Genomic DNA, 223 nt, shown 5'->3' on the forward strand with positions numbered 1-223 from the left:
GTTGTCGTGGACGTCCCAGGTGATGACGGGGTTGTCCGGGTCGCCGGTGTAGTAGTCCTGGGTGTAGATCTCCACGCGGTGGCCGTCCGGGTCCAGGATGTACAGGTAGAATGCGTTGGAGACGCCGTGCCGGCCGGGGCCGCGCTCGATCCGGTCGGACATGCGCAGGGCGCCCATCTTGTCGCAGATCTGGATGATGTTGTGCTTCTCGTGGGTGGAGAAG

1 protein-coding gene is annotated in these 223 nt (G+C 64.1%); it reads right to left on the bottom strand.

The features are described 5' to 3' along the window. Window positions 1-223 (bottom strand): VOC family protein (locus WFH44_RS21420; RefSeq protein ID WP_336716676.1); only part of this gene is annotated, 223 nt, incomplete at both ends.

The sequence above is a fragment of the Arthrobacter sp. USHLN218 genome, from assembly GCF_037144715.1.
Taxonomy (GTDB): Bacteria; Actinomycetota; Actinomycetes; order Actinomycetales; family Micrococcaceae; genus Crystallibacter.